Annotated in this window: 20 protein-coding genes; 1 reads left to right on the top strand and 19 read right to left on the bottom strand. The window is 44.3% G+C overall.

The window, feature by feature from the left end; all coding sequences use genetic code 11:
• Positions 1-9: 9 nt before the first annotated feature.
• The 12 genes from NST99_RS17855 to NST99_RS17800 form a co-directional block, all read right to left on the bottom strand.
• The gene (locus NST99_RS17855; RefSeq protein ID WP_341093476.1) at positions 10-756 is read right to left on the bottom strand and encodes a sensor histidine kinase; all 747 of its coding nucleotides are present in this window, start codon (positions 754-756) and stop codon (positions 10-12) included.
• Positions 750-1,364: a hypothetical protein gene (locus tag NST99_RS17850; RefSeq protein WP_341093474.1), complete on the bottom strand. Its 615-nt coding sequence runs from the start codon at positions 1,362-1,364 to the stop codon at positions 750-752. Before NST99_RS17850 ends, NST99_RS17855 begins: the two co-directional genes overlap by 7 nt.
• 324 nt (positions 1,365-1,688) lie before the next feature.
• Positions 1,689-2,870, bottom strand: a complete 1,182-nt coding sequence (gene cntE, locus NST99_RS17845; protein ID WP_341093472.1) for a staphylopine family metallophore export MFS transporter CntE — start codon at positions 2,868-2,870, stop codon at positions 1,689-1,691.
• Entirely contained in the window at positions 2,867-3,670 is an 804-nt protein-coding gene (locus tag NST99_RS17840; protein ID WP_341093470.1) for an ABC transporter ATP-binding protein, read from the bottom strand. The genes cntE and NST99_RS17840 overlap by 4 nt, the downstream gene beginning before the upstream one ends.
• Positions 3,657-4,478, bottom strand: a complete 822-nt coding sequence (gene cntF, locus NST99_RS17835; RefSeq protein WP_341093469.1) for a staphylopine uptake ABC transporter ATP-binding protein CntF — start codon at positions 4,476-4,478, stop codon at positions 3,657-3,659. Before cntF ends, NST99_RS17840 begins: the two co-directional genes overlap by 14 nt.
• Before the next feature lie 5 nt (positions 4,479-4,483).
• Complete coding sequence (cntC, locus tag NST99_RS17830; RefSeq protein WP_341093467.1) at positions 4,484-5,377, bottom strand: staphylopine uptake ABC transporter permease subunit CntC; 894 nt, start codon at positions 5,375-5,377, stop codon at positions 4,484-4,486.
• Positions 5,378-6,310, bottom strand: coding sequence for a nickel/cobalt ABC transporter permease (opp1B, locus tag NST99_RS17825; protein ID WP_341093465.1), 933 nt, complete (start codon positions 6,308-6,310; stop codon positions 5,378-5,380).
• A gap of 25 nt (positions 6,311-6,335) precedes the next feature.
• Complete coding sequence (cntA, locus tag NST99_RS17820) at positions 6,336-7,937, bottom strand: staphylopine-dependent metal ABC transporter substrate-binding lipoprotein (protein WP_341093463.1); 1,602 nt, start codon at positions 7,935-7,937, stop codon at positions 6,336-6,338.
• Positions 7,934-9,226, bottom strand: a complete 1,293-nt coding sequence (locus tag NST99_RS17815; RefSeq protein WP_341093462.1) for an opine metallophore biosynthesis dehydrogenase — start codon at positions 9,224-9,226, stop codon at positions 7,934-7,936. Before NST99_RS17815 ends, cntA begins: the two co-directional genes overlap by 4 nt.
• A gap of 15 nt (positions 9,227-9,241) precedes the next feature.
• Positions 9,242-10,036, bottom strand: coding sequence for an SAM-dependent methyltransferase (locus NST99_RS17810; protein WP_341093461.1), 795 nt, complete (start codon positions 10,034-10,036; stop codon positions 9,242-9,244).
• A gap of 29 nt (positions 10,037-10,065) precedes the next feature.
• A complete protein-coding gene (locus NST99_RS17805) occupies positions 10,066-10,896 on the bottom strand; it encodes a diaminopimelate epimerase (RefSeq protein ID WP_341093459.1) in 831 nt (276 codons plus the stop codon).
• 962 nt (positions 10,897-11,858) lie between these two features.
• Positions 11,859-12,170: a MazG-like family protein gene (locus NST99_RS17800; protein ID WP_341093457.1), complete on the bottom strand. Its 312-nt coding sequence runs from the start codon at positions 12,168-12,170 to the stop codon at positions 11,859-11,861.
• A gap of 234 nt (positions 12,171-12,404) precedes the next feature.
• Here NST99_RS17800 and NST99_RS17795 point away from each other — a divergent pair, with 234 nt between their 5' ends.
• On the top strand, positions 12,405-12,584 hold the full coding sequence (locus NST99_RS17795) for a hypothetical protein (RefSeq protein ID WP_341097684.1): 180 nt from the start codon (positions 12,405-12,407) through the stop codon (positions 12,582-12,584).
• Positions 12,585-12,646: 62 nt separating this feature from the next.
• On the opposite strand, the gene NST99_RS17790 is transcribed toward NST99_RS17795, so the two are convergent.
• The 7 genes from NST99_RS17790 to NST99_RS17760 form a co-directional block, all read right to left on the bottom strand.
• Positions 12,647-13,639, bottom strand: a complete 993-nt coding sequence (locus NST99_RS17790; protein WP_341093456.1) for an alpha/beta fold hydrolase — start codon at positions 13,637-13,639, stop codon at positions 12,647-12,649.
• A gap of 18 nt (positions 13,640-13,657) precedes the next feature.
• The gene (locus NST99_RS17785; protein ID WP_341093454.1) at positions 13,658-14,470 is read right to left on the bottom strand and encodes an alpha/beta fold hydrolase; all 813 of its coding nucleotides are present in this window, start codon (positions 14,468-14,470) and stop codon (positions 13,658-13,660) included.
• 658 nt (positions 14,471-15,128) lie between these two features.
• The gene (locus NST99_RS17780; RefSeq protein WP_341093452.1) at positions 15,129-15,887 is read right to left on the bottom strand and encodes an ABC transporter permease; all 759 of its coding nucleotides are present in this window, start codon (positions 15,885-15,887) and stop codon (positions 15,129-15,131) included.
• Entirely contained in the window at positions 15,884-16,669 is a 786-nt protein-coding gene (locus NST99_RS17775; protein ID WP_341093451.1) for an ABC transporter permease, read from the bottom strand. The genes NST99_RS17780 and NST99_RS17775 overlap by 4 nt, the downstream gene beginning before the upstream one ends.
• Positions 16,666-17,379 carry an ABC transporter ATP-binding protein gene (locus NST99_RS17770; protein ID WP_341093450.1) on the bottom strand — a complete coding sequence of 238 codons (714 nt, stop codon included), beginning with the start codon at positions 17,377-17,379 and terminating at the stop codon, positions 16,666-16,668. Before NST99_RS17770 ends, NST99_RS17775 begins: the two co-directional genes overlap by 4 nt.
• A 92-nt stretch (positions 17,380-17,471) precedes the next feature.
• Complete coding sequence (locus tag NST99_RS17765; protein ID WP_341093448.1) at positions 17,472-18,473, bottom strand: HAMP domain-containing sensor histidine kinase; 1,002 nt, start codon at positions 18,471-18,473, stop codon at positions 17,472-17,474.
• Positions 18,470-19,147, bottom strand: coding sequence for a response regulator transcription factor (locus tag NST99_RS17760; protein WP_341093446.1), 678 nt, complete (start codon positions 19,145-19,147; stop codon positions 18,470-18,472). Before NST99_RS17760 ends, NST99_RS17765 begins: the two co-directional genes overlap by 4 nt.
• Positions 19,148-19,532 lie beyond the last annotated feature (385 nt).

Here is a 19,532-nt window from a genome sequence, read left to right as displayed (position 1 = left end):
CTCATCCTTTCATCGAATTAATGGAAGACGAACGTGAACGGTAGTTCCCTTTCCCATCTCACTTTCAACATGAATAGAGCCGGCATGAGCATCCACTATGGCTTTAACAACTGCAAGTCCTATTCCGGCTCCGCCAGTTTTCCGGTTCCTTGATTTCTCTCCGCGGTAAAAACGTTCAAAGATAAAGGGAAGCTCATCTTTAGATATACCCATTCCGGTATCGGAAACGATAATGACGCCTTCTGCATTCTCTTTTAACACTTCAATATGAACACTTCCAGAACTCGTGTATTTGAAGGCATTGCTTATCAGATTTACAAATACCTGAAGGAGCCGCGAACGATCCCCAGTGATCCAAACGTCACTTTTACTTATCAGGTCAGCTGAAAGTCTTTCCTGCCCAAACTGGCTGCATACCGTATTTAAAGACTCACTAACGATTTCGTTAAGTGAGACGACCTCCGTCATAAGCTGAACCATTGGATTCTCTACAGCAGCCAGATTTTCCAAATCACTGATGAGCCTGACAAGTCGCAGGACTTGATCATGACACACTTGTAATTTATCCGGCGTCGGTTCCCAAATGCCATCCTGAAAGGCTTCCAAATGGCTTTGAATTGTTGTTAAGGGTGTTCGCAGCTCATGGGCCACATCAGCGGTCAGTGATTTCCTTAGTTGATCTTGCTTCTCCAATCCATCAGCCAAATGATTGAGTGTACGCCCCACGCCATCAATTTCAGTATTCTGATTTAACACTTCAACCCGGAGCTGAGATCCCCCTCCCTCATTTTCGAAGCAATATCTTTAATCTCTAAGAGAGGTCGGCTAATGCTTTTGGCCATATAGCGGCTGAACAGATACGTCCCGACAATTACGAGTATCATTGCGGCCCATAACAAGGTGTTAAACATTCGCAGAAACTGCTGATCCAGACTTTGCGACGTTTCTTTCTCTGGTAGAAATTCCAATGTTCCTACCTGCTGATTTCCTTTTACGATTATTTTTTTAATGGTGTCTTGTGCAGACTGGGAATTCACTTGTATCTGCATGCCCATTTGACTAGTATCCCAAATCAAGCGACGGTTTTGGTCATAAACACGAACCATATAATCACTAATCATCGCTTGGTGCGAAATGGTCATCCAAATGTTTGTATTCCAGTGGCCGGTAGAGACATTATAAGCGTCTTCTAAATCATCCAGTAAACCTTGTATTTCTGTCTGCTGCTGGTTCTTCTGATATTGGTTAAACGAGATGTTCATTACCAAGTTCACAAGCAAGACAATAGACAGAAGAGCAGCAAGGGCAACACCGACATGGGAAATAAGAAGCTTTCTGCTCAATCCGCCTCTATTAAACATCATGACTCACCAAGAATTTATACCCCACTCCAAATACAGTTCCAATAAAAACATGGTCATCGGATATATTTGAAATGGCTGGACTGAACCACCGTTTACTGTTTGCATGATGGACTGTAGATCATGGCGTTTAGCAAAGCTTGAAGACATTTTCACAGTGATACCTTGAATGCGGCTCCCTGCATGATATCGGCCCATGCTTGTCGAGGGACTAAGGTTGAGCTGATGAAGTAATGCAATATACCTAACAAAAAAGCAGCCATTCTCTTGATGAGAATGCTGCTTTTTAGGTGCTACCTATGCCCAGCAGTCACAGCGATCACTCCGTTAACCGGAGCTTCTGAATTTTTCGCCTTGCTGGTTATATATAAAGAATAATAACGAGCCTCCCAATAATGAACAAATAAGGTACACACAGGTATATGATAATAAATCGGCAACCGGTCCCATAATCACTCCGCTAAGCGATACGCCGAGATCAGCCATTGCAATAAATAAACCGATCAGCACATTCCTGTTATTCTCCGGGAGCACGAACGTCAAATAAGTTGTTAAGGTCGGATAAAGCATGGCCTGGGCTAATCCCATTAATAAAGCGCCGCTATAAAAGACTGCAAATCCGCCGACAATAGAAAACCCCGTGCATAAGGACGCCACCGTGAGTGCGAGAATAATCCAAGTTACAAACACAGGATGCCATCGTCCGTCTGAAGGAATCTTTTTCCGCAAAAAAAACCGTGCCGCGACAATCATCGCCGCCTGCAGCATCAAATATACGGCTGCACTGCCATGATTAATCTGAGCTGCGTACAAAGGTATAAAGGTTGTGACTGCGCCAAACACAATGGATGATACCAGCATTAGTATACTGCAGCGAAATAAATGTGGATTCGTGAACAGTTGGGTAAACGAACCCCGCATGCCGGTTCTCTGAGCAGCCGGCCGGTTATCCGACTCCGTCTTCATCGTGGCACTGAAGCCTACAGCTCCAGTAAGGACAGCCATTCCGACAAGTGTTATTGTAAAAACACTCATTTCCCCGGTTTCCCAGATATTAATAGCCAGTAAAGGACCTATTACACCGGGCATCGATGCACAAAGCGAATACATGGAAATGCCTTGCGAGCGGTCTTTCTCTGATAAGGCATCAATTATGCCCAGCTGCAGCGACATAGAGAAGAAAGCCGTACATGCCCCTTGCAGCATTCGGGCGACAAAATATCCGCCTAATCCGGTAAATGTATAAAGAGACAAAGCGACTGCGTTCATTACCAAAATAACACGCAGTACTTTAACCGGACCCAGCTGATGAATCAACTGGCCGGCCCAGGGCCGCAGAAACATGGTCGTAAACAAATAGGCTCCCATAACTAGGCCAATGGTTGAGTTACTGGCGCCCAGGGACTCTCCCTTAAGAGGGATGATTACATTAAGAATAGAGTTTGCACTGAAATATAAGAGGGTCAATACATACAGGCGCAGAAAGGGCCAGGACAGGGCTCCCTTCACAGTATTCTCTCCTTCCGGTTCTCCAGGTCAACGCTGCGGTCTTCACCTGGGCCGGCTAAGCGTAAAGCCATCCGAAGCATGTCTTTGGAATACTCAGACCGGACATCGTTTAATTGGTGGGCAGATACGATCTCCTCGATTTGTCCATAGCGGACAAACATCAGGCGGTCACACAGATAGACTGCTGCCTGGATATCGTGAGTGATGAAGATATAGCTCATCCCGTACGATTCCTTCAGCTTCTTAAGCAGCTCCAGCACTTGAAATTGAACCGAAGCATCAAGTGAGCTGACTGCTTCATCCAGCAGAATGCATTTTGGCTCCGTCGAAACTGCTCTGGCAATACACACCCGCTGTGCTTCACCTCCTGACAGTTCATGGGGATATTTCTTACGGTAAGAAGGGTCCAGTCCCACCTGACGCAGCAGGAGGTCAATCCTCTCTTCGACTTCCCTGCCTTTCTGTCCCAACAGTTGAAGGGGTTCAGCCAAGGCTTTCTCAACAGTATAATAGGGGTGAATCGATGAAGTATAATCCTGGAATACCGCGCTGATCTTCCCCCTTCTGCCTGCCCGCTCACCTATGTTTATTCCTTCGAATTGTATGGTCCCGCGGTCAGGCTTCTCAATGCCAAGCAGCAAGCGCCCCAGGGTAGACTTACCGCTCCCGCTTTCGCCAATAATCCCTAATACCTCGCCTGCTTCTAATGTAAAGCTGATATTGTGTAATACCTTCTTGCTTTTGCGGGAGAACAACCCCCTGCCTGCATAGGATTTCTCCACCTGATCAACGGTCAACAAGGTCTAAGCCCCCCATCCTGCTGCTAAAATGCCGGTTCAGCACTTGCTTTGCTTCTATTAGGTGCCTGGTATATTCATGTCGGGTATTTGAAAATATATCAGCTGCACTTCCACTCTCCAGAATCTCGCCGTCCTTCATGACCACAATGTCGTCAGCGATCTGCTTCACCATGTCTAAATCATGTGAAACAAAGATCATGGAGCACCCTGTGTTTGCCCGCAAGGAAATCAGCTGTTCCATCACTTCAAATTGTGAAAGGGTGTCCAGGGCGGACGTAGGCTCATCGGCGATAATCAGCGTGGGCTCAAGAACAATAGCAAGCGCAATCATCATCCGCTGCAGCATCCCCCCGGAAAGCTGGTGCGGGTATTTGTTCATGAGGGCAACCGGATCTTTAAGCATGACGCTCTCCATTGCCTTGGCCATCCTGGACGTTATATCACTCGGGTTCCAGCCATAGTGCTGTTGCAGTGTCTCTCTGAAATGACTTCCGACTACACTTGAAGGATCAAAGGCTCGCATGCCGTTCTGCATAATCAGACACAGCTGCCTGCCTCTTTGCTTTCGCATTTCCGCTTCGGAAAGTTCAGCGAGATTAACCCCGTTCAGCCGCATACTCCCTGATTGATGAATATTGGATTTGTTCAACCTCATGATTGCCCGGCAGGTGACAGACTTTCCGCTGCCGCTCTCCCCCACAATAGCGAGGCAGCTCTCTTGTCTAACCTGGAATGAGCTATCCGAAACGATTATTTTGCCGCTCAGGTTGTCCCATATCCGTAAATTCGAAACATCCAGCGTAACCATTGAATCTATGCCACCTCTTCCCCTTTTGTTTTGGCGGAGAACATTGCCAAACTACGCGGGAATTTGCGGATTTTCCTTTGTAATTTAGGATCGAGTGCCGCTTGCAGCGCATCGGAGCAGAAATTAACCGCCGAAACTACGATAACGATAGCCAGTCCAGGGGCCAGCATAAGCTCTGGCCGTGAAAACATTACTCCTCTGGCCTCATTCAGCATCATTCCCCACTCTGCATGAGGAGCCTGAATGCCTAATCCGAGAAAGGACAAGCCGGAGATTTGAAGGATCATGGTGCCAAATGCGCTACTGGAGATCACCGCAATATCCGGAAGCGCTACCGGCAGAACTTGCTTCATGATGATGGCAAAGTTGCCCATTCCAAGCGCCTTAGCGAATCTTACATAATCAGCATCGGCATACTGCATGACCGAGGTGCGGATGACGCGTGCAAACCAGGCCCATTTCATAATGACGAAGGCAATCAGAATGTTCTGGATTCCCGGTCCCAATATACCGACTACAGCCAGCGACATCACATAACCGGGAAAGGAGAGCATGATATCGCAGATTCTCATGATGATGTTATCCGTCTTGCCCCTGAAATAGCCCGCCAGGAATCCGAGAAGGCCTCCAAAGATTGCAGATACCGCCAGCGCCACAAACACCCAGAGGACACTGGGACGGATTCCGTAAATTAATCTGGACAATACACAGCGTCCCAGATGATCGTTGCCCAGCAGGTACTGCCAGGACGGTGAAGCATAACGCAGCTCCATACGAACTTGTTCCGGGCTATAGGGTGCGAACCAGGGCGCACAAATTCCAATGATTGCGACCAGTGCGGTGACCGTCAGAGATAAGGCAGCCAACTTGTCGCTCCACATTTTATGAAATACAGTCATCTAGAACTCCTTCCTCAATCGGGGATTCAATGCTGCATTAATGAGATCTGACAAGGTGTTAAACATCACGAAGGAGGCAGCCAGAACCAGAACATAAGCCTGAATGACCGGGAAATCCCGGCCCAGGATTGAATTCACGGTCAATGTTCCCAGTCCCGGCCAGGCGAAGATACTTTCCACGACTACTGTGCTTCCCAGAATAATCGGAACGGCCATGCAGAACACTGATACGGCGACCTGCATGGAGTTCTTTAACATACGCATCGTAATTTTCCGTTCAGGCAGCCCGCAAGCCCTGGCATATAGCGTGTAATCCTCATATAACTGGCTCAACATGGAGCTTCGGACTATACGGAAGTAGATTCCGGCATAACTGACGGTCAGAATGATCACCGGCAGGATGTACCCCGCTAAGGAATCCATGCCGCTGGTCGGCAGCCAGTCCAGCTTGACAGAGAAATACCAGATCATCATTGCTGCAAGCCATGCGGACGGCATGGAGGTCAGGAAGAACGAAACACCGCGTACTGAACGGTCCAGCAGCCTGCCTTCTTTCAAAGCACAGAGGATTCCGAGTCCGACGGACAGCGCAAAAATCGCAACGATTGATACCATCGTCAATTTCAGAGTATTAAGAAAGGCTGGCCCGAGCAGGGACCACACCGGAGTACCTGTTATATAGGATTCGCCGAAATCCAGCCGGAAGCAGGAGCCCAGCCAATCGAAATAACGGATCAGAAACGGCCGGTCCATGCCCAGTGCTGTTTTGGTCTCTGCGATTAACGCTTCGGTAATTTGAGGTACTCCCTGTGACCGCAGAACAACCTCAGCCGGTTCCAGCGGCGACAGATGATTCAGAGCAAAGGTCAGAAACGAAATGATGATAAGCAGCGGAACTGCCAGCAGTGTCCTTTTGAGGATAAATCCGCTCATACAGACCTCCCCTTCCATTTCCGGTTTATTTAAAGTGCATGCTCTCGAAGGGCAGCTCGAATTGAGTCTGCTTGAAGGTAATTCCCTGCAGACTGCTCGGAGCAACCACGGTAAGATTACCATTTGTAAGCGGAATGAACACTGCCTCTTCATGGACCTTTGTTAAAATATCCGTATACAGAGATTTTCGTTTCTCCTCATCGGTGGTCACCATGACCTCTTCAATTTGGCTGATAAGCTGCTCCGCCTGGGCAATACCTTTTGTGGCATGATAATAAGCTGTTTCCGAAGTAAATGCAGAGACTGTACTTTGCGGGTCATAGGCAAGTCCCCATGTCTGGTTAAACAACAAATCATAATCCCCCGTTGATCTACGGTTCGCAATAGAGGAAGAATCCTCACCAATCAGCTCCAGCAGCATACCTATACCTTGAACGGTATTCTGAATCAGTTCCGCTTGTGTCTTCTGGGATAAGGAAGCCGCATCATAATATAGTTTCATGGTTAAGGCTTTGCCATCTTTCATGCGGATATCTCCGCTTGAATGCGTCCAACCGGCTTCTTCCAGCAGACCCTCTGCTGCCTGCAAATCATAGGCCCGCGGTTGTAGTCCGAGATCAGCATAGTTCACATTGGAAGAAAATAAGGTGCCGGCGGGAGTCTCCTTGCCGTTGAAGATTTGCCGGGCGATCGTTTCCCGGTCAATGGCATGCCAGATGGCTTCGCGGACGGCTTTGTCATGTGCGGGACTGTCTGCCTTGCCGCTGTTGGCCACGATCATTTTCGTGTTCATCGGCTCACTTCTCACTACCTGGTAGTCTCCGGATTCAGCCAGCCGGTCCATGGCCTCCGCATCAATACTGTCAGTCCCCCGGTCATCGGTAAAGACAAAGTTAACTTCTCCTTTTTGCAGGGCCAGGAATGTCGTTTCCCCTGTCGGAAGCACCTTTGCCGTGATTTTTTGGAGTTCCGGTGCGCCGTTCCAATAATGTTCATTGGCCTCGAACACCGCATACTGGTCCGTTTTATGCTCTGTTAGCCGGTAAGGGCCTGTGCCGTTATAACCGCTAACCCCATCCTTGGTTTCCCCATTCATAAAGTCCTTCGGGGAAAGGAAGACATAAGGTCTCGTCATGGAAAGCTCAAGCAATGCCGGATAATAAGGCTCAGACAAGGTCAGTTCAAAGGTGAATTCGTCGATGACCTTGGTATTCACGATTTTGGTCGACAATTTGATCCAGGTATGCTTGACGGCATTATGCTGGACTGCGTCAATATTCTGTTTAACAGCTTCCGCATTAAACGGCTCTCCGTCATGGAAGGTAACGCCCTCTCTCAGATGGAACGTATAGATAGTCCCGTCCGCCGAGATATCCCATGACTCTGCAAGCAAGGGCTTAATTCCTTCAGGTGTATTCTCAACCAGCGATTCGTACACCTTCCCTTGCGCAGGCATAGAGCCGGGATACAAATGCGGATTCATATCATTGATATCCTTTACAGTGGCGTAAACCAGTTCTTGGTTTGGCTTGGATGCATTCGTCTGTCCGTTCTCTGCTTTCCCGCATCCGGCTAATACAGCCATTGATGCCAGTGCTGCCAAGATAATAGTATATCTTTTTTTCATTTGAACCCCCCCATATTTACTATTCTGATATCTTCAGAAAATGATTGGACATGAAATGCCTTGGATACAGCCTGTCCTTGGAGTGCATGAGCGGTAATCACTAATTGTTGCTCGTAACGCTCAATGAACTTGTCAATCGTTGGACAACTCAGCTTCAACTGACCGGCGATCCCCTGAATGATTTTGATACGGTAATAATCTTCCTTGGGCATCCGTGGAATGTCCCATTCTCCCTCCCTGTTTATAAATACAGGATGGATCGGAACTGCGGAGAAATCATAGTATTTTCCCTCCTGGTCCGGCTCAGAGAACGGATCGATCAGCAGGGAAGCGTAACGGATATATAAAAGGTATTCCTGATGGATAGGTTCCATTGACAAGAAGTTGTCAATATCATGCTGTGGTAAGCTTTCCGCCCGGACCGGATAACTATCGTCTGTCATGAACTTCAGGAGATTTAAGCTTGGCAGGTTAAGCGCTTCGAACAGCCCCGATAATTCCTTCCAGCACTCCAGCATTTCATGAATTAACCGGGGGGTAATCGGCCCCTCCGGAAATAATTTGTATACATACTTCCTGCCGGGACTCTGAGCGAAGACTGCACTGAGCGAGAAGTGATTCATGACAAGCGGCGGATGAACAAATAAGGAGATATTCCTGCTCTCCGCCTCCAGCGGAGACCTCATGACACTAAGCGTAATCCCCAATACATTGTAAAGCTGGTTCAGCGAATCAAGATTGTATGAAGTGCCCCGAGTAGAGCCGATGAACACCTTTCTTTTAACTCCGGTAGTAATGGCACCGTTCGACGGTACACCGTGAATCCAGCGAGTATCCCCCAGATAAGTGGAGCAACTGATAACTTCTGCCTCAGACCCCATCTCTTTTATGTAATTGTGGACTAAGCTGTTAGAGCCCAAAGTAGGAGAAATTAGAATGAGGCATTTAACCTGCAGTAACAGATTTTTGTTCAGACTGCGCAATACATGCAGATATGCATCGGTTGTTACGGATAAAATTACAGTATCCCAAGCCCCCGTTATCGACTCATAGCCTTGAAATACCTGGTCCGCACAGCATTCACCTTTCATTAGGCGGTGTGATTCGTTCTGTACTGCAGTGAATAACCGGTTCCCGCTCTCACGAAGTGCGGCCATAACCTGTTCTGATCTGTGTGAGATTCTTCCGGCAATTCCAACCTGGGACTGGAAATGATTCTTGAACAGAACAGCCAGCTGAATGGTGACTGGCCCGGTTCCGAGTAATAATACACGCTTGAAGTCGTCCATATACAGCCTCCTTTGTTAAGATCCCGGCTGAGACTTGCAATACAGCGCTACATCAAAAACCTGATCAGGACACAGAATTTGCTCTGCAAGTATCCATTTCGTCTCATTAACAGTTTTCATAGGGTAATTGAAGAGGGATTTTAACCGGTTCCCGTATCTCATTGCTACAACGACCTGCTGGCCGGTTAACGCATACAACTGGTCCAGCAGATTATACTTTTCCGCCACGGTTGAACTGAATATGATATGTGTTGCCTGCTTCAATTCCGTTTCATACTGAATAACCAACCCTGTTACAAGACGTACCGGCAAATAATCTCCTAACTTGCTTAGCACTTTATTACTCAGGATTACCGCTTCTTCGTCTATATCAATTCCAAGGACTTCTGCATTCGTACGTCTGCTTATCAGCATCGGCGTCATTGGAAACGCGCCACTTCCTACCATGACTACCCTGGACTCTGAATCGATCTGAAAGCTTCCGAATTCACGCTCAATACCGGATTCAATATTAGCAAAATATTCGGTTCGTTCCTCACTCCCGTTCAAGACATGTAGAGCGCGGTACTTTTCCATAATGGACACGCATCTCGCCGAAACCTCTCTTAATTCTGCTGTAAGCCGCATCACTTCCTTGGAGCTTTGTGGTTCTAACTTTTCCCAAATTTCCTGATTGCGAGGATTCATAATAAACCCGGTGTAATCGTCTATAATACCCGTAAGTTCCACACTTCGCCCGGAGGTACCATCAAACTCATCTGCCATCTTACGGAACTTGGCTGCAAATTCATAGAGTGTAGATAAAAGCATCTCCAACCTTCTCCTCTCTCCTCCAGTGATTAAAGATCGATATATGCTGTTCCTTCTGCTACGATGCTGACATTGCCTGAAATGCTTAAGCCGGTGAGTTCACTTTTGTCCAGATGTGCAGATACCTTGATGAGTCCACCGGGCTGCAGTATAGCCCCTTCAAAGGGAGCAATGTTCTTCCAGGCCATATATGCACCAATGGAAGCTGTTCCTGATCCGCACCCTCTTTCCCAGACCATACTGTCCAGCATAGGAATATAAATAAGCGGTAAGAGCTCGCCGGAGCTTGGCTTGTACAGCAGAATGCCGATCAGTTGATTGGTCGACGTGATTTCAAGCAACTTCGCTAAGCTTTGTGCCATTTTCTTGACCGGCTTAGTAAACCGCTCCACTTCTAATACCACATGAAGGAAATCGGAGTACTGAATTAGACCGACCATAAATTGATTGCCGTCATACTTGAATATCTTGGCTTCAATGCTCCGGGGCGCAGGCATCATGACCTTGCAGCAATAACCCTCATCAGTATTCGTCACCATACATTGAATCAATTGATCTGTTCCTGAAGCCTCCAATTTAACCGACCTGCAGTCACTGGAGTTTGTCTGCTGATGGGCTATCAGTACGGCCAAGGCCATGCAGGCATTTCCGCAAAACTCACCGCCGGCCATGCGGAGAGCTGCATCTGCATCAGGATGCATAGTTTTCTTAATGAATCCGACTTGTTCGGCATATACGTTGTCGTATGACATCATTTTCAGGGCAATCGGTGCGTATTCGTCTTCCTCATGGCTGCTTCTGACTAGGATGGTCATATTCTGTGTAGGGCTTGCTTTAACAAAAGAGATTTCCCGGCGCATATCTCACATCCTTAAAAACGTAGATTCATTGATTCTCTAACAGGAACAAAACGATATTAAATAGTAATGATTACTATTATCATTGTAAATTATACCCATGAACCCTAATATGGTCAATACATTTATATTCACCCTTTCTCTTCTGTTCATCGCAATCAAAAAAACCCAACCCCGACTATAATCGAGGTTGGGTTTTGATTTGGACTTGCTCAAGTTGTTTGCTACTTTACGATCATTACTCACAAAATCGCGTATTAGAGTCACGTTTTTGGTCTTAACTGTCGTTCCATCTGAAGCGGATACCACGAAGAAGTATTTACCGGTTGGAGGTTTCTTCGATGTGAACACTCCCGTATTGCAAAGATCGGATGCCGGATCGTTGGCAGACTTAGGAGCTCCGATACAGTCGGCATGACATCAACACCGAGTACTGCAAGGTTTTAATGTACAGACAGGACCAGATCCTTGTAGGCCTTCAATACCCCCAATGGCACAGATATCATTCAGACAGAACAAAGCTTGCGGGAGTTGGCCATTTTTGTGCAACTGTATCACCGTTTCGTACCCAAAGTTTCCAGTCATATCCCGGTAATGACCGTTGTGAGATTAACCTTGATGCTCCATAAACATTTTACTTAGATAATCATCAAATCGGTAATAGTACTATGTTCTTGTCCATTTTCGGCAATGGGACCAAGTTCTTGTCCTGAGAAAAGGACAAGAACTTGGTCCCGTAAAATAGAAAACCCGCGCAGGGCGCGGACTCTTAGGGGACGATGTTTTTGTCCACCGACAAAAAAACAAACACAACTCCAGTGAGTTGTGTTCAATAAACTACTCTCATCATTTTGTCCATTAAGCGTAAAACTTCTTTGGTTGGAATGATGTAGTCACCTGCTTCAATTAGATGTGTCCCTATCTTTACATGAGGTGTCATACCGTTTGCCGAGTGAGGAATAGTTTTATTCTTTTACTTTTGTAAGTACACCATCTTTATTTTGGTATATTCTTTTTTCATTTTTTTCCATCTTACACACTATCTCTTCTTCCAAGTTAATTCCTAGAAGTTCCGAAAGTCCTATTAAGTAGAGTGCAACATCAGCCAATTCTTCACCCAAATCGTCTTTCTTTTTCAGATAAGCTTCGCAAGCTTCTGATAATTCGCCATATATAAAACAAAATTCTTGAAAAATATCAGTAACATTAAATCCTTTCGCAATTTTATTCTGATAAACTCTTTTTTGTAACTGTAATAAATCAATCACTTTATTCACCTATCCTATATATAATTTTTATTTGCGATAGATAAGTCTAGGTAGAAAGCTTTTTCATTTGTCGGGATTATGATTGATACTTCCGGCAACTCATATTCTCCTTTCATAAAATGAAATATAATCCTTTTTATTGCAAACCAAATTCTTTAATGTAATTAAATAGCTATTATGAATTACATTATAAAATATAAAATCTCTGTTATATATGGCTCGAATTTCGGATAGGGGTTCAATATTTCGGAGAAATCGGTTTATAATGCTGAGAGAACCTATGACTATCATCTCCAGCATTTTGGCAGCAACAGTCTGGACAACAACGGGCTACAGATCCGCTCCACGGTCCATTACTACACTTCATATAACAATGCCTTCTGGAATGGAGGAAAGATCATTTTCGCCTCCTTTTGTTCGTAAATGAGAGCAACTGCAACGCAAAAAAAATCGCGCAGCGCGCGATTTATGATGGTACCAGTCTGTTAATCTGTTGAGTTTATTCCTCCCGTAAAATCCCTTATTTTTTCAGAGATTTCTTTTGGATGGGAACGATACAGATAATGTCCCGCGTCCAATAAGACCACTTCTCCATGTACAGAGTTCTGGATCTGCTTCTCATGTTCCGGAATCCATCGGTCCGTCGTAGGGTGATTTGCCTGAAGAAAGAAAAGAACTGGTAAATTGGCAGGAAAAGTAAGCTTTTCTGCTGCTTTAAAGTTGGAATACATGCTCACTGCCTCATTTAATTGAGTTGTATTATACATGTTTTTGCGTATCAAGATGTCCAATTGTTCTTTAGTCGCTTTATCATAGGGCAGTCCTTCATAAGGGTCAGCACTCAGTTTCAATTGTAACCGGGCGAAGCCCAGGTTGCGGAACCATTTAACCGGTTCTGTATCAGACGAATCAATCTTCTGTTCACTTAGTGACGGAACACTGCTGTCCAGCCCGATAAAGGCTTTCACTTCATTTGGATATCGGTTCACATAATCCAGACTATAGAGCCCGGAAATGGAGTGGGCAATAAGGGTGTAACGATCGATCCGGAGACTTTGTAACGCTTCATGAATTTCACTTACAATGTTGGCTGAACTGCGCTCCTTCCGGGATTGATCGCTCAATCCGTAACCAAAAGGTTCGATCACGACGACTTTATAATAAGGGCTTAACTCTGATAGGAGTGGCTTAAAATCAAGTGCAGGCGCCGCTGTTCCATAACCGGGAAGAAGCACTACGGTTTCTTCGCCTTTGCCTTGGATGAAAACATTCATATGCTTACCATCTACAGACACAAGCTGACCATACTGTTCCATTCTTTTTTGTTCTGAATGACTGCTGATTTTGTTTACGGTAAATACGATGGCGATAAAAAGTAGAATAGCGATAACCACTGCGGCGATTACTTTTAATGAAATATGCAGCACTCTTTTTACTATTGAACCCTTCCTTACTTCCTCTCCTGCTGTTTGTGCCAAACTCTCTCTCTCCTCTTATTATTTGAATGGTTGTATTTGCTTCATGTACGCTTTGAATGCCCCGGCGATTTCTTTGAATTTCGTATGATGCAGGTAATGTGAGCCTTCCATCGGGATCATTTCTCCCTGTGCCGATTGTTTGACTTGTGCCTCGTGCAGCGGAACCCACTGCTCATTGTTCTCGTTATTCGACTGGACGAAGAGAAGCACCGGCAAATCGTTAGGGTAGGTAAGCTGTTCTCCATTTTTGAAATTGGTACCGAGATGTCTGAGCTCATCCATCATTGTTGGATTGGTCGCGACTTGATTCGAAATGAGACGCATTTGTTCTTTAGTATACTCATCCGGGTAGCTGTTCACGTAGGACACTCCGTATAGTCCAGTGATGTAATGTCCCATAAGAACGTAACGGTCAATACCCAACTGCTGCACTGCTTCGTGAACTTCACTGACGATATTCTCTGTTGTTCTTTCCTTCTCAGTTTCGTCGCTCAACCCGTATCCGAACGGCTCAATCGCTACGACTTTGTATTCTGGAGACAATTCATCGATCAGCAATTTGAAATCAAGCACTGGCGACGGAGTTCCTTGTCCAGGAAGAAGGACGATTGTCTGTTCGCCGCTGCCTTGAATAAACACATTCATTTTTTTACCATCCACATTGACATACTGGCCGTATGGTTCGATTTTCTTTTTCTCGACCCCGTTACTGATCACATTAACGATAAACAAGATGACCATGAACAGCACAAGCGCCCCGAGAAGACCTCCTATTATTTTCGACCATAGTTTCTGTTTTTTGCGGATTCTGTTCCCTTTCTTGATTTCCACCGGTCCCTGTCACGTTCATCTTCTCCTGTCCTTATATCTGTAGAGCCGCGTTATATAAATTGAACTTATAATTCTTCTATTTTGGGGTTGGCCATGACTACAGAGAATATTTGGACTTCCGGCCGCTGTTAGGTTTGGATTTCCTGAATTTAACCGCGAATCGCGGTAGAAATCCAAATCTAAAGGCGGACGCTATCGCTCCTCCAGTTCCAAAATTCCCCTCCGCCACTTTTCCCTAAATATAATTCTCAAGTTCAATCTATATAGCGACATATTCAAAGTGTAAACAACCAAAATGTCCCCTTCGTTACGGCAATATGAACGGAGTATGAACAGGCACAGAAGGAATGTTATTATGACAGCCAAACCTTATGTCCTGCATAGCAATGAACCGAAATATACAACTAATACTAGCTTTGGAATTACAAAATAAATACTTCGAGTACTACTTTACTTATCCAATATAATAAATACTCTCTTCTATTTGCTATACAAGCAGATAAAAGAGAGTATTTTTGTTCCTAAGCTATTCCCACTAAAACGTTGCTGGTGGTTTGGAAGTTATATCATACAATACTGGTTTACGTTTTCAGTTCGTTGACGATACATATAGAGTTTTTCTCAAGTACATCCCGTGGAATTCATCGCTGGAATAAACTTAGGCATCTCGTTTACGGTAAAATACAATAGCTGCTGTAAAAAAGATCAGTGTCCATACCATTGAAATACCTGTCCCTTGCATAGGTGTAAGGACATTTATTACATCAGAGGAAGGCGGCATATACATATAATATCCTGCCGTATCCGGAAAATAATTTCTAATACTAGGTTGAAAATCTCTCGACAATGGACTGACAATGAAATAATAACCAAGCAGTACCACTAAAGCAGGAGTGGTTCGTCTTAATAAAGCACCTATAGCTGCACTGAGAAGTGTGGTTAAGGTTAGATAGCCTGCTGCACCTATTAATGTTATTATCATTGTGTCTATTTCAATCATTACGGCTGTGTCTCTCATCATAATAAAAGTATATAGTACACCTGATGCAGCAATAATAAACGCAGCAGGAATAGATATAATGGCCAATGCCAAATGCTTCATGGATAATTGGAACCCGCGCCAAGGTATCGTGGTTAAAGTAGTTCGAATCTGTCCACCCGTATACTCCGAACAAGTAGCTATGATACCAAGAATAATGAACCCTGCTTGAATATGTCCCATAGAAGCAAGTCCTATATTCAGTATACTTTGCGTTCCTGCTGCCCCTTGTAGACCAACAGAAGTAAAAGCTGCAGTTAAAGCTAAATTAAGAATGAACGTCCCCATAAGAGTGAGCCATATCCATGGTAATGTAACTAATTTATCCAGTTCAGCACCAAGGATTTGTGTTATCTTTCTACTAGGTGAGACACTCATGATGCAACGTCCCTCCTATGGAATACAATAGCTGCAACAATGAAAATAACGGCTACCCAGGCAAACATGACTACACCGCCTGTGAAGGGAGTGTGAAATCTGTCGAATAAACTGCCTGTGGACGGGGTGTGAAGTCTGTCGCTCGTAAACATAAACATTTCAGCGCCAGCCCTATCTGGTAAGTAAAACGCCAACTTTGTAACCCTATAAAGCAGGACACTAAATGATACAACGGAAGAATTTATTATGAGCACAGCAAGCGGGATGATGCCATTCTTAGTTAGCAAAGTAATCCCAAGTGCTAAAAGAGCAGTGAATGTCCAGTAACAAACTGCACCGATAAGTCTGGACCATTCAAATGCAGGGGCATATTCGCCGAGAATAAGATGCGTTGCAGACACAGTTGTCATAATAGCAACAATACATAGCAGTATGCTGATCACTGTCACAGCGCCTGCTTTTGCCAGCAAAAAAAGAAATCGGGATGAAACAACGGTTAAACTTGTTGTAATCTGTTGTCCTCCACCAGATTCACTGCTCTCTGTCAAATACTCACTGCTGACAGCAAGCACACCAAGAATAATAACGCCTTGCACACCAAGAGCTAAGCCAATATATCCAACTTCCGATAGCCGTGTGCTAACTCCAGCTATAATCGCATCTTTTTCTGCTATACTGTCCAAGGCAGCAATGACCGCTGGGGCAAATGCTCCAATAAGCAAGGCAAGCCAAATGCCCGGCAGGGAGAACAATTTAGATAGTTCCGCGTTGAATGCTCTCATACAACCTCACCTGCATTTTCAGATGTCAGGGCAAAAAAGGCTTCCTCCAGCGTGGAATGGTTACCTATTACTTCTTCCAATGTTCCATCTGCAACGATTGTTCCATGCTTAATAATTACCACATCATCAACAGTCTCTGCAAGCTCTCCCATTAGATGACTGGACAGTAACACCGTGTTTCCAGAATCAGCACGTTCACGTAAAAATGTCCGAATCCAACGAATTCCTTCTGGGTCGAGCCCGTTTACGGGTTCATCTAAAATCAATATTTGTGGATCACCAAGTAATGCAGCTGCCATTCCAAGTCTTCTCCCCATACCAAGGGAATAATTCCCCACTCTTTTACCAGCTGCATTAGTAAGACCTACTATTTCCAGAACTTCCTCGACACGTGAGCGGGACAATCCTGCGGCACGGGCAATCCAACGCAAATGTGCCCGTCCTGTTCGCATACGATGAGCTCCAAATCCATCAAGTGCGGCACCTACTGTTGCCAGAGGATTATGTAATTCTGCAAATGGCTTTCCATTAATTAGCGCACTCCCTGAGGTGGCACGATCTAATCCAAGCAGGATGCGAAGTGTAGAACTTTTACCTGCCCCATTTGGACCTAAAAAACCAGTTACTCTACCTGGTCTAGCTTTAAAACTAATACCTGATAAGATTTCCCCAGTTCCGCGATGTTTGACTAAGTTATCAATTGTAAGCAACCATAACACTTCCTTTCTGTTATGGTTCTAATTATAAAGAAGCAAAGTTACATCCCGGTGATCATGCTGTTTAATTCTGGGTTACCTTTAGGTTAAGCTCTACCAATAACCACTCTTGTGCCATTTTCATTTGATGTAAAGTCAGCTTTCAGCTTCATTTTTTTCAACATATAATTTGAAGCCGATAAACCAATCCCCACCCCACGCTCATAGGAAGAGTTATCCATACCTGGACCTCTGTCTGCAACAAGGATCTGTTCTTTTTCTACATCTACCATAATGTGTACATATTTCCCCTCTGCTGCATGGCGAAGAATATTCTGAAATAAATTGTCCAGAACCCGTGTCATCCATTTAGGATCTGCTTTCCAATAAAAAGTCTCTTCTGCCGGTAAATCAACATCAACCTGAATTTCTTTTTCTTCAAATACAGGATACCACGCAGCAACAGATGCTCTTACTAAACGTCCAATATCTGTTGAAATGGGCCCAAAAGGATGTTTCCCTGATGTAAGCAATGTATAGGAAAGTAAATCATCCATTAGATCTCCGACTCTTGTAATCGTATGGTTCATCTCTGTTAATGAGTTTTGTCCTTCTAAACTTATTGCTTCTTTATTTAATCTGGTGATATGTCCTCTCAAAATAGTAAGTGGCGTTCGTAAGTCGTGAGATAAATTCGCAATGAGCCGATGTCGTAATAATTCCTCTTCATATTCTCGCTTGCGGCTGTCTTCAAGCTGCTGAATCATCCAATTAAAAGAACTTCCTAACTGGTCTATTTCATCCATACGATCTCTTTGAACAGATATTGGTTTAGGAAAATTATTAGCTGAAAATGACATGACTTCCTGTAAGCGGGTGAGACGTTTACGAAGCCTCAAGAAGAAAATCCAAGATATTACCACAAATGCTACAATAATAAAACCAAACAAAAGCAGTACAACGTAAAAATAATTTAACTTATTCAGCTCTTCTTCATTAAAAGGAGACTCAATGAACGCAGATAAGAAAATAAGTACAATCGGAGGAAAAAAGATAAATAGAAAATGTCCTTTTAGAAAACGGCGAAATAATGATTTAGTCTGTTTCATAGTTTCACCCGATAACCTATTCCCTTCAACGTTTCAATAATCTCTGGGGAATCCGGATGACGTTCCAACTTTTGGCGCAGTCGATGGATATGTACCATTAATGTTTTATCACCTGTTATATAAGTTTCTTCCCAAATGGCTTCATAGATTTGTTCTTTTGGTAAAACTTGATTAGGGTGGCGTAAGAAGTACATTAAAATTTGATGTTGTTTCCCTGTCAATATAATTTCTTCTCCTGTGATTTTGTCAAACACCATTTGAACTTCTGGATCTACTTCAATATAATTCCCTAATGAAATACGTTCGGAATGTGTTCCGCCACTTCGACGGATTAATACTTCTAATCTTGCAACTAATTCATCCGTATGGAATGGTTTCGTTAAATAGTCATCAGCAAATTGTAAACCTTCTACCTTATCATCTATCGATGTTCGGGCAGTTAACAACAAAATAGGAACAGCAGGAGCTGCCTTTTTTAATCGTTTTCCCACAGTAAATCCATCTAAACCGGGTAACATGATATCCAAAATAACGATTTCATGCTGATTCACTTCTTTTTCAGCTCCTTCACCAGAAAGCAGCCACTGAACTGAAAATCCCCGCTGTTCCAATTCTTCTTTTACCCAACTGCCTATTTTCTCATTATCTTCAATATATAATATATTTCTTTTCAAGTAACATCCCGCTCTCTAAATTGAGTTCACTAATAGACAGAATAACACAATCTAAAAACCAGCAGCACGTTGAATTTTAAAGTCCATTTTGATTGGTCTTAAGTCTCTTATAGAACAAGAACTTCTCTCTTCGTCGGAATAACAGAAATCAGTGAGTTCTTTCGAGAACAGTATAGATGAGGGTAAGAAATTCCCATAGTAAAAATACAATATGGGAAATGAGAAAAGTTGTATTTGACGTTGATATACTTTGATGATAAGAATCATGCGTACCAGTATTCCCCATCCCTTTGTAGAAGCCACGGACACTTCACATCTTCAAAAGAAAACACAGCACTGAAGCTGGTGGAAAACTACATTTGGTAGGCTTATAATGCATGTTCTT

Source organism: Paenibacillus sp. FSL L8-0470 (assembly GCF_038008625.1).
In the GTDB taxonomy this organism is placed as follows: domain Bacteria; phylum Bacillota; class Bacilli; order Paenibacillales; family Paenibacillaceae; genus Paenibacillus_AQ.
Note: the sequence above shows the minus strand (reverse complement) of the source record. Positions and strands in the feature narration are given on the sequence as shown.

Bases quoted from the DNA above. Each gene is read 5' to 3' on its own strand.
- NST99_RS17850 (WP_341093474.1), bottom strand. From the start codon at position 1,364: ATGATGTTTAATAGAGGCGGATTGAGCAGAAAGCTTCTTATTTCCCAT.
- cntF (WP_341093469.1), bottom strand. From the start codon at position 4,478: ATGGTTACGCTGGATGTTTCGAATTTACGGATATGGGACAACCTGAGC.
- cntC (WP_341093467.1), bottom strand. From the start codon at position 5,377: ATGACTGTATTTCATAAAATGTGGAGCGACAAGTTGGCTGCCTTATCT.
- opp1B (WP_341093465.1), bottom strand. From the start codon at position 6,310: ATGAGCGGATTTATCCTCAAAAGGACACTGCTGGCAGTTCCGCTGCTT.
- cntA (WP_341093463.1), bottom strand. From the start codon at position 7,937: ATGAAAAAAAGATATACTATTATCTTGGCAGCACTGGCATCAATGGCT.
- NST99_RS17815 (WP_341093462.1), bottom strand. From the start codon at position 9,226: ATGGACGACTTCAAGCGTGTATTATTACTCGGAACCGGGCCAGTCACC.
- NST99_RS17810 (WP_341093461.1), bottom strand. From the start codon at position 10,036: ATGCTTTTATCTACACTCTATGAATTTGCAGCCAAGTTCCGTAAGATG.
- NST99_RS17805 (WP_341093459.1), bottom strand. From the start codon at position 10,896: ATGCGCCGGGAAATCTCTTTTGTTAAAGCAAGCCCTACACAGAATATG.
- NST99_RS17780 (WP_341093452.1), bottom strand. From the start codon at position 15,887: ATGAGTGTCTCACCTAGTAGAAAGATAACACAAATCCTTGGTGCTGAA.
- NST99_RS17775 (WP_341093451.1), bottom strand. From the start codon at position 16,669: ATGAGAGCATTCAACGCGGAACTATCTAAATTGTTCTCCCTGCCGGGC.
- NST99_RS17765 (WP_341093448.1), bottom strand. From the start codon at position 18,473: ATGAAACAGACTAAATCATTATTTCGCCGTTTTCTAAAAGGACATTTT.